The sequence below is a fragment of the Flavobacterium sp. genome, assembly GCF_036741995.1.
Classification (GTDB): domain Bacteria; phylum Bacteroidota; class Bacteroidia; order Flavobacteriales; family Flavobacteriaceae; genus Flavobacterium.
In genome coordinates, this window is the sequence record NZ_DAINRG010000055.1 from 1 (window position 1) to 14,706 (window position 14,706).

10 protein-coding genes are annotated in these 14,706 nt (G+C 39.0%); 3 read left to right on the forward strand and 7 right to left on the reverse strand.

The annotated features are described in order from the left end of the window. Both tilS and V7D82_RS11995 read right to left on the reverse strand, forming a co-directional pair. Positions 1–1,253: tRNA lysidine(34) synthetase TilS (tilS, locus tag V7D82_RS11990; protein ID WP_333601218.1), on the reverse strand; the 1,253-nt coding region annotated here is incomplete at its 3' end. Between the two features lie 17 nt (positions 1,254–1,270). Then, the gene (locus V7D82_RS11995) at positions 1,271–2,554 is read right to left on the reverse strand and encodes an anthranilate synthase component I family protein (RefSeq protein ID WP_333601219.1); all 1,284 of its coding nucleotides are present in this window, start codon (positions 2,552–2,554) and stop codon (positions 1,271–1,273) included. Positions 2,555–2,768: 214 nt separating this feature from the next. Between V7D82_RS11995 and V7D82_RS12000 the strand changes: the two genes are divergently transcribed. Together V7D82_RS12000 and V7D82_RS12005 are read left to right on the forward strand one after the other, a co-directional pair. Continuing rightward, positions 2,769–3,671, forward strand: coding sequence for a DUF4349 domain-containing protein (locus V7D82_RS12000; RefSeq protein WP_333601220.1), 903 nt, complete (start codon positions 2,769–2,771; stop codon positions 3,669–3,671). Between the two features lie 96 nt (positions 3,672–3,767). Then, the gene (locus tag V7D82_RS12005; protein ID WP_333601221.1) at positions 3,768–4,142 is read left to right on the forward strand and encodes a DoxX family protein; all 375 of its coding nucleotides are present in this window, start codon (positions 3,768–3,770) and stop codon (positions 4,140–4,142) included. A 48-nt stretch (positions 4,143–4,190) separates the two neighbouring features. On the opposite strand, the gene V7D82_RS12010 is transcribed toward V7D82_RS12005, so the two are convergent. Then, positions 4,191–4,826: a peroxiredoxin gene (locus tag V7D82_RS12010; RefSeq protein ID WP_333601222.1), complete on the reverse strand. Its 636-nt coding sequence runs from the start codon at positions 4,824–4,826 to the stop codon at positions 4,191–4,193. A gap of 199 nt (positions 4,827–5,025) precedes the next feature. Here V7D82_RS12010 and V7D82_RS12015 point away from each other — a divergent pair, with 199 nt between their 5' ends. Further along, entirely contained in the window at positions 5,026–6,942 is a 1,917-nt protein-coding gene (locus V7D82_RS12015; RefSeq protein ID WP_333601223.1) for an amino acid permease, read from the forward strand. A 60-nt stretch (positions 6,943–7,002) separates the two neighbouring features. On the opposite strand, the gene katG is transcribed toward V7D82_RS12015, so the two are convergent. The 4 genes from katG to V7D82_RS12035 form a co-directional block, all read right to left on the reverse strand. Continuing rightward, positions 7,003–9,204 carry a catalase/peroxidase HPI gene (gene katG / locus V7D82_RS12020; RefSeq protein WP_333601224.1) on the reverse strand — a complete coding sequence of 734 codons (2,202 nt, stop codon included), beginning with the start codon at positions 9,202–9,204 and terminating at the stop codon, positions 7,003–7,005. 148 nt (positions 9,205–9,352) lie between these two features. After that, entirely contained in the window at positions 9,353–9,946 is a 594-nt protein-coding gene (locus tag V7D82_RS12025; protein ID WP_333601225.1) for a hypothetical protein, read from the reverse strand. 124 nt (positions 9,947–10,070) lie between these two features. Further along, positions 10,071–12,266 (reverse strand): DUF7619 domain-containing protein, encoded by a 2,196-nt coding sequence (locus V7D82_RS12030; protein WP_333601226.1) that lies wholly within the window; start codon positions 12,264–12,266, stop codon positions 10,071–10,073. A 5-nt stretch (positions 12,267–12,271) separates the two neighbouring features. Continuing rightward, positions 12,272–14,706 (reverse strand): T9SS type A sorting domain-containing protein (locus tag V7D82_RS12035; RefSeq protein WP_333601227.1); only part of this gene is annotated, 2,435 nt, incomplete at its 5' end.

The window sequence follows — 14,706 nt, forward strand, 5'->3', positions numbered from 1 at the left end:
TTGTCCTGTCTTTTTCCGATTATCCAAACGATTTGATTATCAGAACATAAAAGCCAAGCATTTGATTTATCTAACAAAGAAAATTTTTCGTCTTTAAAAAATTTACTCAGCTTCTTTTTCCCGTCCATCCCGAAAGGATAAAAATAATCGCCTTCCTGCCACTTTCTGATTTCTAACGGAAACTGCAGCTTGTCTTCATCCACAAAGATAGTATTAGTTGCTGTATGCGAAATGTCATCTACGTTGCAAAACGACATTTTTAAGGGAAATTTAACGTCTTTCTGTCCGTTCTGAATCCAAAAAACTTCATCATTTATCGGTTGTTGTTTTGGAAATAAGAGAAAGCTATCCCGGTTTTTCAGTAAAATATGCGTCGCCGAAAACACCTGCTTGCCCGATTGCGCCTGGATCAAATCATAAATGGCCGTCCAATCCATAAAACCAAAAGGCTGCAGCCAATAAAAAAGATAGGCTTTATGATTTTCGAATTTCATGAGCTTTCCTAAATCAATAACCGTATGATTTTCATCTTCGGAAACTACTTTTTGATATATGTTTTTTGAGGCATCATTGGCTAACGATTGCGATTGTTTCAGATTGCTAACTGTGTTTTCAAAGGAAGTCAGCAAACTGGGGTTGAGTTCCTTGAGTAACGGAATGATATCGTGGCGGAGTTTGTTTCGCAAATATTTATCCGAAGCATTGCTGCTGTCTTCTCTCCAGGAAATAGAGTTGTCTTTGGCAAAAGTTTCAATTTTGGTTCTGGAAAACGGCAATAACGGGCGCACAATTTTATCATTCTGTTCCGGAATTCCTGTCAATCCGTCCAATCCTGTGCCGCGGGTGAAATTGATTAAAAACGTTTCCAGACTGTCATCCAGATGATGCGCTGTCAGAATGTAGTCGTATTTATGCAGTGCCAAAAGCGAATAAAACCAGTCATAGCGAAGGTTTCGAGCCACAACCTGAATGGATAATTTTTGCTGTTCAGCAAATTGTTTGGTGTCAAATTTTTGAACAAATACTGGTATTTGGAGTTTCTCGCAGGCAGTTTTGACGAAGTTTTCATCAGCCTCACTTTCCTCATTTCTCAACTGGAAATTGCAATGCGCCACAGCAAAATCCAATTGCAACTGATGGCACAACTGTACCAAAACCATGCTGTCAATCCCACCACTCACGGCAAGCAACAGTCTGGTTCCTTTCAGAAAAGGAAGTTTGGTCTGGATATGATTTTGGAATTGGAGAAACATAGTCAAAAGTAGTTAATTTAACTCAAAACCTCGAACATGGCTTTGGCTTTCAACAGACATTCTTCATACTCCTGCTCCGGAACCGATAGCGAAGTGATAGCACTACCCACAGAAAAAGACAAATAGTGATTTTGGGCATTGTACAAAATACTTCGAATCACAACATTAAAATCGAAATCACCGGTTGGCGTAAAATAACCAACGGCACCACTGTACAAGCCTCGTTTGGTTTCTTCGAGAGTTTCTATGATTTTCATGGCGGAGATTTTGGGCGCTCCGGTCATGCTTCCCATGGGGAAAGTGGTTCTTAGGATTTCTACCGGAGAAGTAGTGTTTTCTACTTCGGAAACTACTGTGGAAATCATTTGGTGCACCTGATCAAACGAATAAATTGCACACAATTCTTCTACAGCAACCGAACCTTTGACAGCGGTGTGCGACAAATCATTGCGAACCAAATCGACTATCATGATATTTTCGGAGCGTTCTTTTGGGTTTTCAGCCAAAGCTGTTTTTGATTTTTCATCTGAAATAACATCCGGAAAACGCTTGGAAGTACCTTTAATCGGCTGGGAAATGACTTTGTTTCCTTCCTTTCGCAAATAGCGTTCCGGCGAAGCGGAAAGCAAATAGTGCTCCTTATTTTTAAAGAACGTAGCAAACGGTGGCCGCGAAATCCCATTCAGTTTTTGGTAAATTGCTAATGGCTCAATCGCAGCTTTTTCGGCAAAAAATTCCATGCAAAAATTTGCTTCATAAATATCGCCTCGATGAATGTGTTCGAGCATTTCGCCAACTTTGACAAGATAGTTTTCTTTGGAAATGCGCTGTTGAACCTCAACCGCTAAGTGCTGCTCCGCAAACGGAACACATTGATTTATAGCTTCCAAATCACTTTCAATTTCATCATCACACAACCTTAAATATTGAATTTCTACCTCGTTGCCTTTTACTAAAAACAACTTCTTCGGCTGAAAGAAAAACAAATCCGGAAACTGCAACCCGTCAAAGTTGTTGGATTGTAATTGCTCTGTATCGTTTTTCAAATCATAAGAAAGATAGCCAAACAGCCAATCTTTGGTTTGCTGCTGGTATTGTTTCAAATCTTCGAAAGCATTATGGTAATCGGTTTTTATCGAAGTAAAAGCATCGACAGCCAACACAAAATCAAAGCCGGAATAATTTTGATCATAGTCATTGGAATCCAGAAAAACAACTTCGCGAAACTGTTGTGACCAAAGCAATAATTGGCTTTTAAAGGTTTCAGAATTGGCTATTTTTTTCGAAAGAAAGGTTCTCAAGGAGATGAATTTTAGGCAGCTCAAAATTACGACAAAAATAATTCTCGCTGCGAAAGGATAAAGGCGAAAATTTTGGCACGCTTTTTAGTAAGAATTAAAATAACGTTTAACAAGTAATTCATTTAACAGCTTATTGATAGAAAACTACCCTAACCGGATTTTTAACAACCCATCAAATTGTACTCTATTAATAACCATTTAAAATGAATGAAAAATGAAACACCTATCAAAACTGGGTTTGGCATTGCTCCTTTTCGGACTTGCCGTTGCGTGTAAACAAGCAGAAACTTCAAAAGAAGCCGATGCAAGTATAGAAGCTGCTACCGACAGCACTGCTGTGGAAACTACCTCCTCTACTGCTGCCGTGGCAGAAAAGAAAGAAACTACTCGAAAGTTTGTCCGAACCGCCGATTTAAAATTCAAAGTCAAAAATGTCGTCAAATCGACCTATGCCATTGAAAACATTGTGGGCAAACACGGTGGCTTTGTCACTTTTACCGATTTGAAAAGCACCATTAACGAGCATGACGAAACACAGGTAAGTCAGGACAGCACGCTGGAAACCACCAAATACACCGTTGACAATACCATCACACTGCGCGTTCCCAATACACAATTGGATTCGGTTTTGGTGGCTATGGCCAAAGAAGTTGATTTTCTTGACAGCCGCTTGATAAAAGCCGACGATGTAGCTTTGCAGATGTTGTCTAACAAACTGGCGCAAAAAAGGCTAAACAATCATCAGAAACGCTTGGAAAAAGGCATTGATACCAAAGGCAAAAAACTAAACGACATTACAACGGCAGAAGATCATGTGTTAGACAGAGCCACTGAGAGTGACGAAAATATTGTCAACAATTTGTCGCTCGAAGATCAAGTTAATTTCAGCACCGTGACTTTGTATTTGTACCAAAGAGAAACCATCAAAAAAGAATTGGTGGCCAATGAAAAAAGCACGAATGCTTACCGTCCACACATAGGCTTGCAAGTTCTTGACAGTTTCAAAACAGGTTGGTATATGCTGGAAGGAATTATTGCTTTTGTGGTGCAACTTTGGGCACTGATACTGATTGCCGGATTAGGCTATTTGGGCTATAGAAAATTCGTCAAAAAATAGCCGTTAGCTCCTTGATACTGAAATAAATACCATTGGTGCAAACCTTTGGTATTTTTTGTTTAACTTTGATATACATTAATCAAAAACTAAACAATTATGAAAATCGCTACTATCATTATTCGAATTTTAATTGGGCTGTTGCTCTTGTTTGCCTCTATTAGTTTTTTCTTAAAATTGGCTCCGGAAACCGAAGCTACAGGGAATTTCAAAGCCTTTAACACCGGTTTAATTGCTTCCACTTACTTGATGCCCTTAGCCAAAGCTGTTGAATTACTTTGTGGTTTATCTTATATTTCAGGAAAATTTGTAACCTTGGCCAATATTGTTATCCTCCCGATAACGTTAAACATTTTACTGATTAACTACTATATGTCGCCCGAAAATTTAATGATAGCCATACCACTATTTTTAGGGAACTTATTTTTAATTTATCGCTATTGGAATAATTACAAAACGGTTTTTACTCCATAAAAAAAACGTCCCGAAATCGGGACGTTTTTTTTAGCTAAAAGTTGCATATTAGTTTTGACTCAAATAGGCAGCAGTGCTTTTTCGGTCTGCGTGCATCGCTTCTTCTCCCTTTTGCCAATTGGCCGGACAAACTTCACCAACCGTTTGTACGTGAGTGTACGCATCGATTAGTCTTAAGTATTCGTTTACGTTTCTTCCTAAAGGCATATCGTTTACACTTTCGTGGAAAATTTTTCCGGTTTCGTCAATCAAATATGTCGCTCTGAAGGTTACGTTTGAACCTTCCAAAATTTCGTCGTTTAATTCGGCATCATAAACCCATTCGGCATCCAAGATATCCAAAGCAGCTGATAAATTTCTGGTAGTATCAGCCAAAAGTGGATATTTAACACCCTCTATCCCTCCTTGGTTTTTTGGTGTGTTTAACCAGGCAAAATGCACTTCATTAGTATCACAGGAAGCACCAATAACCATGGTATTTCTTTTTTCAAACTCTTCTAAAGCCGCTTGAAACGCATGCAATTCAGTTGGACAAACAAAAGTGAAATCTTTTGGATACCAAAACAGGATTACTTTTTTCTTGTTGTTTTTGGCTTCTTCTAAAACATTAATTCTTAAATTTTCTCCCATAAAAGAGATAGCGTCTACTGTGATGTTTGGGAATTTTTTTCCTACTAATGACATAATGTATAGGGTTTAAATGTTATTTTTTTGATGGTGCAAAAGTACTTAGTTAGTTGCTTCAAAAAAAGTATCTGTCCATTAAATTTTCCTATTAACCGATTGCTTCAGATTATCCCGTTCATAATGTTTGCATTTTGAAAAAACGTTTATTCAGTAAGTTTTATATATTTGTTTCTACCAATAATTAGCCAAGCGCCTTATGAATTTCTCCCAATTATTCCGAAAAAAGACTGTTCAGGATATTCTAAATCAAGTGGCCAAGAATGAAGCCGATGGGCACCAAGCACTTGGAAAGCATTTAACTGCCAGAGATTTAACTGCCTTTGGAATAGCCGCCATTATCGGAGCCGGAATATTCAGCACCATCGGAAAAGCTAGTGCCGATGGCGGTCCTGGCGTCATCTTCTTGTTTATTTTCACAGCCATTGCCTGTAGTTTTGCTGCTTTCGCTTATGCCGAATTTGCCTCCATGGTACCAGTTTCGGGAAGTGCTTATACGTATTCATATGTGGCTTTTGGCGAAATCATTGCATGGATTATTGGCTGGGCACTGATTATGGAATACGCCATCGGAAACATTACCGTGGCCATTTCCTGGAGCGATTACTTTACCGGCTTGCTCGAAAGTGGGGGCATCCATCTGCCACAATGGGTTCAAATGGATTATCTAACAGCTTCCAACGGATTTAAAGACGCAACAGCGCTAATGCAAGGTGGAAAATCTTTTGAAAATTTATCCCAAGGATTGCAAGCCGCTTATACCGCCTGGACCACTTCACCAACCATTGGCTCTTTCCACTTGGTAGCTGATTTACCGGCCTTGCTCATCATTATTGTAATCACATATTTGGTCTATCGCGGCATGAAAGAATCCCGAAATGCCAGTAATTTGATGGTCGTTATCAAACTTTGCATCATACTGTTGGTTATTGCTGTTGGGATTTTTTATGTGGATACGGCCAATTGGCATCCGTTTGCTCCTAATGGCGTTGGTGGGATTCTAAAAGGAGTTTCCGCTGTATTCTTTGCTTACATAGGTTTTGATGCGATTTCTACCACTGCCGAAGAGTGTAAAGATCCGCAACGCGACTTACCAAAAGGCATGATGTGGGCGATTATCATTTGTACAATACTGTACGTTGTCATAGCTTTAGTATTAACAGGAATGGTCAATTATGCTGATTTGAATGTGGGTGATCCACTTGCTTTTGTATTTGACAAACTGAATCTAAAATGGATGTCAGGTATCATAGCTGTGAGTGCGGTTGTTGCTATGGCCAGCGTACTCTTAGTTTTTCAAATGGGACAACCAAGAATCTGGATGAGCATGAGCCGCGATGGCTTGTTACCAAAACGTTTTTCAAAAGTACATCCCAAATACCATACGCCTTCCTACGCGACTATAGTAACCGGTTTTGTAGTAGCAATACCGGCGCTGTTTTTGAACTTAACTATGGTTACGGATTTATGTAGTATTGGAACCTTATTTGCTTTCGTATTGGTGTGTGCCGGAGTTTTGGTGTTGCAAAATAAACCGGATATTCCGAGAGGAAAATTCAAGACACCCTATGTAAATTCCAAATATGTATTTCCAGTATTGATGCTTGTTGGTATTGGAATAGCTTTCACAGTGAATAAACAATCTACCATGGATTTTTTAACGAATGAAAAGCAAGTGAATGCACCTGCCGATATTGTAACATCCTTGAATAAAGAGCAAGCCAAAGAAGTATATGCCTTTTTAGCAGCAAAAAATCCAAACACCGAAACCACTGATTTAGAAGCTTTATTGAGTTCGTTAAATGAAAATGAAACCAGCTATAAAGCAGTAGTTGACTCCCTTCCTATTGACCAATCTATGAAATACGAAAGCGGATTCAACTTATTCAAACACAAAATACCGATGTGGATTTTCTTAATCTCTTTAGTGTGTTTTGGAGTATGGTCGTGGAGACAAAACTTATCCTTAATTCCATTGCTCGGATTAATCTGTTGTCTTTACATGATGGCTGAGTTGAGCATTTGGAACTGGATTTACTTTACCTGTTGGCTTTTAATTGGGCTCACTATTTATTTTGGCTTTAGCCATAAAAACAGTAAACTGAATAAAGTATAAACAAAAAAAAAGTGGCCTATTTCTAGACCACTTTTTTATTTTATGATTATGATTTAGTCCTTAAACCAAGTCGAAGCGGTCAAGATTCATCACCTTAGTCCATGCAGCCACAAAATCGTTTATAAATTTGTCCTGTCCATCGGCGCAACCATACACTTCGGCAAGCGCTCTCAATTCAGAGTTAGAACCAAATATCAAATCTACTCTTGTCCCTGTCCATTTTAAAGCCCCTGTTTTACGGTCGCGTCCTTCAAAAACGTCTTGAGCCTCGGTAGCTTTCCACGTAGTGTTTAAATCCAATAGGTTTACAAAGAAATCATTGCTCAATGTTTCAGGACGCTTGGTGAACACACCATGTCTGGATGCATCAAAGTTCGTATTCAACACACGCAGACCACCAACAAGTGCTGTTAATTCAGGCGCTGTAAGTGTCATCAGTTGTGCTTTATCAACCAACATTTCTTCTGCGGATACCGTATATTTTGTTTTGGTATAATTGCGGAATCCATCGGCTTGAGGTTCTAACACGGCGAATGATTCTACGTCAGTTTGCTCTTGTGAAGCATCGGTTCTTCCTGGTATGAAAGGAACAGTTATAGCGCTTCCAGCAGCTTTTGCTGCTTTCTCTACACCTACTCCTCCGGCCAAAACAATCAAGTCAGCCAATGATACTTTTTTGTCACCATTATTGAAAGCCGATTGAATACTTTCAAGTGTCGATAAAACTGTTGCTAATTGTGTTGGATTATTAACTTCCCAATTCTTTTGCGGTGCTAAGCGAACACGAGCGCCATTGGCACCTCCCCGTTTATCAGAACCACGGAAGGTAGCCGCTGAAGCCCAAGCGGTAGCTACCAATTGGGAAACCGACAAACCTGAATCTGCAATTTTAATTTTCAGGGAAGCAATGTCATTAGCATCAATAAGTTTATGTGTAACTGCCGGAACCGGATCTTGCCAAATTAACTCTTCTTTTGGTACTTCAGCACCAAGATAACGAGCAATAGGTCCCATATCACGGTGTGTCAGTTTGAACCAAGCACGAGCGAAAGCATCTGCAAAAGCATCGGGATTCTGATGGAAATGTCTTGAAATTTTCTCATAAGCCGGATCTGCTCTTAAAGCCAAATCTGCCGTAAGCATCGTTGGCGCATGACTTTTTGAGGGATTATGGGCATCAGGAACTGTTCCGGCTCCAGCGCCTCCTTTGGGTTTCCATTGCTGAGCACCAGCAGGGCTTTTAGTCAATTCCCATTCAAAACCGAATAAGTTGTCAAAGTAGTTGTTGCTCCATTTTGTGGGTGTCGTTGTCCAAGCTCCTTCCAATCCGCTACTAATGGTGTCTTCTCCATGACCACTGCCAAAAGAGTTTTTCCAACCAAGACCTTGCTCTTCTATACTTGCGGCGGCAGGTTCCACACCCACATATTGACCCGGATCGGCTGCACCATGGGTTTTACCAAAAGTGTGACCACCGGCAATGAGTGCCACGGTTTCTTCGTCATTCATAGCCATACGACCAAAGGTTTCTCTGATATCACGAGCTGAAGCCAACGGATCAGGATTCCCATTGGGTCCTTCAGGATTCACATAAATCAGCCCCATCTGAACTGCAGCTAGCGGATTTTCTAAATCGCGATCACCTGAATAACGTTTGTCCTCTAACCATTTGCCTTCAGAACCCCAGTAGATATCTTCCTCTGGCTCCCATACATCCTCACGTCCGCCACCAAAACCAAAAGTCTTGAAACCCATAGATTCCAATGCACAATTCCCAGCTAGAATCATTAGGTCAGCCCAGGAGATTTTTCTACCGTATTTTTGCTTAATCGGCCATAATAGTAAACGAGCCTTATCAAGATTCACATTATCCGGCCAACTGTTGAGTGGTGCAAATCGTTGCGTTCCTGAACCTCCTCCACCGCGACCATCCGCAATGCGATAGGTTCCTGCACTATGCCATGCCATTCGAATAAAGAACGGCCCATAATGACCATAATCCGCTGGCCACCATTCTTGTGAATCAGTCATTAGGTCAAAAATATCTTTCTTTAGAGCAGCTAAATCAAGGCTTTTAAATTCCTTAGCATAATTAAAATTATCTCCCATAGGATTTGACAGGGAAGAATTTTGACGAAGAATATTTAGTTTCAATTGATTGGGCCACCAGTCATTGTTTCGTGTGCCATTTCCGGCAGTTTGTTTTAATGCCCCGTTAGAAAAAGGACACTTGCTTTCATTATCAGTTTTGTTGTTTTCCATGAGATATGATGGTTTTGTTGTTTAAAAAGTTATAAGCTAATTTACCAAAAGTTTGACTTATCTATTTTTATTTTCATAGATAAAAATTATAGTTAATGTTAAAATTGATTATGCTTTCAACATCTGAAATCTGAACTAATCGGCTTTTCTATTTCCAAATTCTGAAGTTTAATTTAAACTCTTTTTTTTGAATTAATGAACGCCAATCAATAAACAATAAAGCACATAACAGTAGTAATCCTAATGCTAAACTTGAAAAGGATTGCCATGATAGTGCACCTTGCAGTATTTTTTCAGTATTTTCAGTACCATATTTTCCTAAATGTACCAGTAAAGCATCGCTGGTAAATTTACCCAAAAAGAAAGCGGGAATGATGTATACTGGTTTGATTTTGGCCATTCCGGCAGCGACAAATAAAGGTGTAGTAGGTAGTGGTAGTAAGGAATAAGCAATGATAACCATCTGACTTTTCCAACCCTTTTGTTTTAAAATTTTACCCAAGTATTGTACATCTTCATTTTTTGTGGGTTTGAAAAGATTGCCGGCAATGTAAGGAATGTATAACGTTAGTACATAACGTCCTACTATAGATCCTGCCACTCCGATAAAAATAACCAGCCAAATATTTAACTGAAAATAAATTTGGAGAAAAACCATAATGGTAAAGGCCGGTGGAAATGGAAAAGGCACAACATCAAACAGAAAGGCTCCAAAAAAAACTAAAGCATATTGCCACCCCATAACATTATTTTTTACAAACGGAATATCATGTAAGTTAGCTAATTATTTGATGCGAAAAGAGAAGGTTATTTATTATTTTTTCAACACCATAGCCATGCAGCTTATAAAATTTCGATTTGATGCTCTATAGTTTAATTACCTTCTGTGTTTGCTTTCCTTTATCGGTTTCAACCGTAATAAAATAAGTGCCTTTGCACAGTGGACTAATATCTAAGACCATACTATTAGCCGTTATTACGGTTTGTCCTAATGTATTACAAATCAATATTGATTTCAGAACTGCATTGTCAGAAACCTTAATATTCAATTGACTTGACGTCGGATTAGGATAAATAGTAAATAAGTTGCCCTGGCTAAAAGTTGGTGTTCCCAAGGCCGTTACAGTAGTTGTGACTGTATTGGTTGTTATTGGCAGATTAAAATCGAAATAAATATAAGCCGTGTTTGCTATCACATTATTTAACACAACGGAACTTTTTGGTTTTACCATAAAGGAGATATAGCCATGACTATTGGGTTCATCTAGGCTTGAAGGAGGAAGATTAATATCCTCATAAAACACTTCTAATTTGTTCCCTTGGGTCAAAGTACTTCTGTACGGATGACTGCTTGAAACCATTTCCAGAGTATTCCAATCCAGCTTACTGTCAAGCATATCTTTTACTACCACATTCGTCGCTGCATAAGTTCCGGTATTTTGAAAACGAACAACATAGTGAAGGTACTCGCCTATTTTTGTAATATCAAGTTGTGAGCCTTCCACTACTGTTTTGTCATTTGGGTCGTAAGAACCCATCACCGCTTGTGGAAAACTTGCTTCGTTATCATTCGGTGTTTCATCTGTTAATGCTGTTACTATGGCAACCTCATAACTCAATATATCGCCAATATTGACCGCAGGTGTTTCCGATGGAGAATTGACATTGAGGGTAAACGTGATACTTCTGCTTTCGAAAGGTGCTAAATTACTAAAATTCCAATTCAAAGTATTGGTGGCTTGTGAATCGGTAGCCGGTGTTGCCGTGACAAAATCCAATACAGCATCGTCAAAAGTCAAGGCAATGGAACCCGATTCCACTTGATTTCCCTTGTTTTTATAAACTATTTTGTATTTAGCATCAAAACCGGGCCGCGCCACATTCATTGGAAATACATTTACTTCAACATCCGGATGCACACCATTGGCGGTTAAACAGAAATTGGCGGTTTCTGTAGTATTCCCGGTTGTAAAATTAAAAGTATAGTTGGATGGTGTTACTGTAAAATAAGGAGCATAATCTATATCCGGAGTGACCGTTTGAGTTCCCAATCCTGTATACATAGTATAATTGCCATTAGTATTGGTATAAGTAAATCCATTGTCAGTACCGTTTGCAATTTTTATTTTTTGAGAAGGCAATACTATATTACTGCTTCCACAGTCTAAGGTTACATTTCCGGCAATGGTATTATAGGCTCCGCCTGGCGCAAAAGAACAATAAGAAGAAAACATCACGTTAGGATTGTTAATCATTTGTTGGAATACCATTTGTTCCGAATAAAAATCATCGGTACAAACAAATAACAACGCCGGATTATTGGTTATGCTAAAATTACACGTTTCATTTCCAATAGGGATTAGTATACAACCTTCTGCCAACCCATTTTTAAAATTGAGGTATTGCAGGTTGGGATTATTGCTAATAATTACCGATGGATTATAGTACTGTGAAACACCCGAAAGGTCTAATGAGGTAATGGCAGTATTGTTGCAAAGGAAATGATTCATTGTTCCTTGATAAGCAAAAGAAACTAGCGGGTTGTTCGAAATGTTAGTATCTGCATAGCCATAAGTAGGCAGCTCTAAAGTGGTTAACAGATTATCATTAAAATAAGCGTAATATATGGAAGTAATTTGTGATCCATTAACTTGCGTCAATTGATTGTGAGAGCAGTCAAGGGTGTCAAAAGATTGTGCGCCAAGAGTAAGTGTCGTTAATTGATTATAAGAGCAATTAAGCGTATGCAAATGAGGCATCATGCTTACATCGAGAGTCCCGGTAATGGTGTTATAATCACAATGCAATTCTTGAAGATTGATAAAATACTGCAATCCTTCAACCGAAGTAATGTCGGGGAATGTGCTGTTATTTATTGCTAAAAAAGTAACAACAGCTGCTTCACTTACTTCTATTTCACCGTCGAAATTGGTATCAATTATAGGTGCCGGGCCCGTATTTAAAAGTGCATATTTAAAATTAGAATCCGGAAAGTTGATAATTTGGGCCTGAGTAGTCAAACAACTTATAAAAGCAACAAGCAGTAAGTAATAGTTTTTCATATTTCTTATAATTTAATTATTTTTTCGGTGGCTCTTCCCCTGTCGGTTTCAACCGTAATAAAATAAGTGCCTTGTGTTAACAAACTGACATCAATAGTCTGCACATTCTCGGCATTGATAACGTTTTGTCCCAATGTATTACAAATCGTTACCGACTCAACCATGCCGTTAGGAATCGTAATGTTTATTTGATTCCTTGCCGGATTTGGATAAACCACAAATAATTTACCTTGATTAAAAACTGGAGTCCCCAAAGCTGTAACCGTGGTAGTAACCGTATTGGTTGTCACCGGAAAATTAAAATCGAAATAGATGCCTGCGGTATTGGTTATCACTTCGTTTATGGCAATGGTATTTTTGGGTTTTATTTTGAAAGCAATATACCCTTGGCTTCCCGCTTCATCTGCAGAGGATGGAGGCAGATTAATTCCTTCGTAAAAAACTTCCAATTTATTTCCCGAAGTTAAAGTACTCCTAAACAGATGGCTGCTCGACACCATTTCCAAAGTACTCCAATCTAAATTAGCATCTAACATATCTTTTACTACTACGTTCTCAGCGGCGGCCGTTCCCATATTTTGAAAACGAATGATATAGTGCAAATAATCCCCAGTTTGTGACGAACCGATTTCCGCACCTTCCACAACGGTTTTATCATTCGGATCATACGGACCAACTACGGTTTGATTGTAATTCAAACTATTATCCGCCGGAGTCTCATCAGTTTGTGAAGTACTCAACGCCAATGTATACTGCAATATATCACCTATGTTTACTGGCGGAGTTTCTACCGGAGAATTAAGATTTAACGTAAGCATAATTTCTCTGGATTCAAAAGGCAGCAAATTGGTAAAATCCCAATAAAGTGTATTGCCTGCTGACGAACTCATAACGGGAGTGGCGGAAACAAAATCGAGCACAGCATCGTCAAAAGTGAACGAAAGTGTCCCATCCTGCACCTGATTGCCTTTATTTTTAAACACTATTTTATACTTAGCATGAAAGCCGGGACGAGCCGGATTGATAGGCAGAATCGTTACTTCCAAATCTGGATGAGTGCCGTTGGCTGACAGGCAAAAATTGGCGGTTTCGCTATTGCCGGTGGTGGCAAAATTATACGAGTAATTGGCTGGCGATATCGTAAAATAAGTCGAATTTTCTAATTGTGGTGCAACCGTAACCGCTCCGGTTCCGGTGTAAAAAGAATAATTTCCACTGGTATTAGTATAACTATATCCCGATTGGGTTCCGGCTGTTATGTTTATTTTTTGATTGAAGAAGGGAATGTTAGCACCTCCACAATCCAAAGTAACTGTACCGTTCACAGTATTGAAACTGCCACCGGGCTGGAAAGAACAGTAAGTGCCACGGCTTACATTCTCCAGACCTTCATTAGTTACCAAAGTGGTTCCGAATTCGCCTTCGTCATAACAAATGTATTGCAATGCCGGAGTGTTGAGCAATTTAAAACAATCTTCCACAAAAGGGGGTTCCGGGAATGCTGATACATACAAATCAGGGGTGACTACTCCATTTTTAACATTAAGATAGGTTAAATTGGGATTGTTACCGCAAGATAACCGGTATAAGGTCGTGCCTGAAAAATCCAGTGTACTGATATTGTTATCGGCACACCACACTCGGACAAGATGATTGTTATTTCCAAACGATAAAGAGGTAATCTGATTAGTGTCACAATCAAAATACTCTAAAACACTGTAATTATTCAAATCAATCGCAGAAGTAATCTGATTTTGATAACAATAGAATCGCAGTAAGGTAGCTGGTGCATTTACCGTTAATGTACCAATCTGGTTGTAACTACATTGCAAATTAGTCAATTGTGTGCAAGAGGACAGGTTTAATGCTGTGAGTAGGTTGTCACTGCAATCGAGGTACTTTAATTGGGTATTAAGCGTAAGATTCAAATCCGGAATAGCGTTACCACGGCAATCCAAATTATTTAAAGATGTTAAGGTACTGGTATCCAAACTGGTCAAATCATTATTGGTCAATATCAACGATTTTAAATTGGTCAGGCCGGAAACATTGACCGAAGTAAGCAAATTAGCACTGCATATTAAATGATTCAACATAAGGTTATTGCTCGCGTCCAATGTGGTCAATTGGTTAACCGACACGTCCAGGTACGTCAAATTGGCGAATGCCGAAATCCCTGTTAAATCAGTAAAAGGCTGCGATTGTACACTATTCTGATTTTTAAAAGGTGGAGGTCCGCCAGAAGAAGCTGAAGTGTAAAAAAGTTTGGAAACCAATAGCGCTTCGCTAACTTCAATTTCTCCATTACCATTAATATCAATCTTGATTTTATTGTCGTTAGCATCTTTAGCTATTTCATTGGTAACATCCGCTTGCAATAATTTCGCTTTAAAATTAGCATCAGGTATAGTTACAATTTGAGCTTTAAGCCCAATGCTTA

Excerpts from the sequence above, each read along its gene's own strand:
- V7D82_RS12000 (WP_333601220.1), top strand. The coding sequence starts at position 2,769 with ATGAAACACCTATCAAAACTGGGTTTGGCATTGCTCCTTTTCGGACTT.
- V7D82_RS12005 (WP_333601221.1), top strand. The coding sequence starts at position 3,768 with ATGAAAATCGCTACTATCATTATTCGAATTTTAATTGGGCTGTTGCTC.
- V7D82_RS12010 (WP_333601222.1), bottom strand. The coding sequence starts at position 4,826 with ATGTCATTAGTAGGAAAAAAATTCCCAAACATCACAGTAGACGCTATC.
- V7D82_RS12015 (WP_333601223.1), top strand. The coding sequence starts at position 5,026 with ATGAATTTCTCCCAATTATTCCGAAAAAAGACTGTTCAGGATATTCTA.
- katG (WP_333601224.1), bottom strand. The coding sequence starts at position 9,204 with ATGGAAAACAACAAAACTGATAATGAAAGCAAGTGTCCTTTTTCTAAC.
- V7D82_RS12025 (WP_333601225.1), bottom strand. The coding sequence starts at position 9,946 with ATGGGGTGGCAATATGCTTTAGTTTTTTTTGGAGCCTTTCTGTTTGAT.
- V7D82_RS12030 (WP_333601226.1), bottom strand. The coding sequence starts at position 12,266 with ATGAAAAACTATTACTTACTGCTTGTTGCTTTTATAAGTTGTTTGACT.